This is a genomic window from Moorena sp. SIO3I6, from assembly GCF_010672095.1.
Genome location: NZ_JAAHHU010000694.1, coordinates 1 through 2,436 on the forward strand (window position 1 = coordinate 1; position 2,436 = coordinate 2,436).

Genomic DNA, 2,436 nt, shown 5'->3' on the forward strand with positions numbered 1-2,436 from the left:
CATTGTCACTTACAGACAAAGTCTGTTGTCATTTCTGACCATTAGTCATTGCACTTTTCGGTAATGGAGTTAAAGGAGTGGTTAGGATCATACACCTAATGGCACTAAGTTAAGGGAGTGACAGCTCCTACACTGACCTTACAGGTTCAGTGTAGGCTTCCCAGCCAATCCGGGCATCCCTTAGGAGGCGCTGGGCTTTAAGAACGGACTGCCCTTCCGCTCTATTTTTTATATTTATTGCTGCATTGTGGTCTCTGTCCAAACTACAACCACAATGGGGACAATCGTGCCACCGTACATGCAGCTTTTTAAGAACTTTCTTTCCACAACTGGAACAATTCTGCGAAGTATTTTGGGCGCTTACTGGAACCACTAACAAACCAGCATTTTCGGCTTTGTTTGTCAGGATTGTCAGAAAGCTTGACCACCCGGCGTCCAACACAGATTTAGCCAATCTGGATAAGACAAGTCCTTTGACGTTTAACTTTTCGTGAGCGACTACATCATACTTTGACAGTAAGTAATTAGCTGTCTTGAAATGGAAGTCTTTTCGTTTGTCCGCTACTTTTTTGTGCTGCTTTCCAAGCTGCTTAATAGCCTTGAGCCTGTTACTGCTTCCCTTTTTCCGTCGAGATACCCGTTTTTGAATAACCTTTAGTCTTTTTTGCGACTTCCTATAGTACTGGGGAATCTCTATGGTTTCACCCTCAGATGTAGTCAGAAAATCTTTGAGGCCAACATCAATACCAACTATTGAGTCTGGATTAATATCGGGTTTAATCTCAGGAACAGTCTTGTCTTCCAAAGACAGAACCAAATAGTAACCATCACACTTTTTGGTGATCGAAGCTGTTTTGATCTTGAATCCATTCGGCGTAGCCGACGCTTCGCGAACAGGAATAGGGCGATGTAGGACAATCTTTACCTTTCCTATTTTTGGTAGATTGATCAGATTACCTTCTAGACATTCTTCCTTCATCTGAGGGTAAGTAAAGGTACGGTAGCGGTGCCGTTTTTTGAATCTAGGCTTGCCACTTCGTTTTCCCTTACTGTCACCCTTTATGAATCGGTCAAAGGCTAGTTTAACTCTTTTCACTACATCCTGAAGCACTTGAGAATGAATTTCTTTGTACCAAGGATGAGTCTTTTTCAGGTTTGGTAAGGTTTTCTTCTGACTGTAATAGTCAGGATTGTTCCTTAATTCCGGAAGGTGACAAACAAGAGGACAAGCATTGACAGAACAACGATTATGCTCGTACCAGGTAAACCTATCCGCCAACAAATAGTTGTACTGAGCACAAAGCATTGATAGCCAATTGTCTATTTTGGTTTTTTGCTCTTTTGTTGGCTTTAATCTGTATTGATACGCTATCCGCATTGCAAGTCATTCTATTTATCGACCTACTATAATTATAACAGGTGTATACACATGTAGTAATCCAAAATTAAAAACAAAAAACTGATAATTAGGATTACCGACTTTGAAAAAAGGCAGTTAATACAAGAGGCGCAGCGACGTGAAATGACTCAGTCAGAATTGATAAGAAGCTTGATAGCTCGTTTCCCTATTCCAAGAGACCCGGTGCAAAATTAATCCCACACTCATGGCGTAGCATTGAGGTGTGGGGCTTCTTTTGCCGGACAGCTAAAATTTGCTCAAAAGCTTATATTGCAGGGCTTTTATGAATTATAAATTTTTCCTGAACAAGTATTTGAGCATTTCTTCTTAGTGCCATTCGGTCACAAACCCCATCCAATTCGATCGAGCCTCAGACTTCATTGGGCATGGGGCATGCCCTGGTTGACTGACAAAAATTGAAGTCAAAAGTGTTCAAATGGTTATGGGTCGAGGAATTGCAGGACTTGACATTAGTGAGATTGAGCCAGCATTCTTTGAATGGTTTCCACTCACATCCTCCTTTTGCTGTGAAAAAAACTCCCATATCTACAATGCCTTGAAGTACTGGTAAAGTCAACAAGCTTGACTGGGCGACACCTAACCACCTGTTTATGGATGGTGGTAGCGCTAATCTTTACAGGGGAGGTAAATTTAACCCGTTGGATTCCTTACATACCATGTCGTGGTAAATATGCCCAAAGCAAACATTGAAAAAGAACACCTGGATTTGGCGAAGAGGAAAAGGCTGGTGTCAGCTCAAAGATTTTCACTGTCAGCCATGCAAAGCGCGAGTGGGGGAAACCACGGCAGACCGCGAGTGGGGGAGACCTCACAGGGGTAGGTTTTTAACAAAGACCTCAGGTGTGGGGTGTGGGGTGTGGGGTGTGGGGTGTGGGGTGTGGGGGATAAGAAAGCGATGCAGAGGTGCTCCCTGCTCCGTTCGCGTAGCGTGGCCTACGGCCTCAGTCCCTACAAACCCAAAACTTTGTACCTAACTGAAGTGCAAACCGCTGTAAGGTTTATCCATTACATATTAA

At 43.1% G+C, this 2,436-nt stretch carries 1 protein-coding gene; it reads right to left on the reverse strand.

What is annotated here, in order from left to right; all coding sequences use genetic code 11:
* Positions 1 to 127: 127 nt before the first annotated feature.
* Positions 128 to 1,378 (reverse strand): RNA-guided endonuclease TnpB family protein, encoded by a 1,251-nt coding sequence (locus F6K49_RS41495; protein WP_075900844.1) that lies wholly within the window; start codon positions 1,376 to 1,378, stop codon positions 128 to 130.
* Positions 1,379 to 2,436: the final 1,058 nt, after the last annotated feature.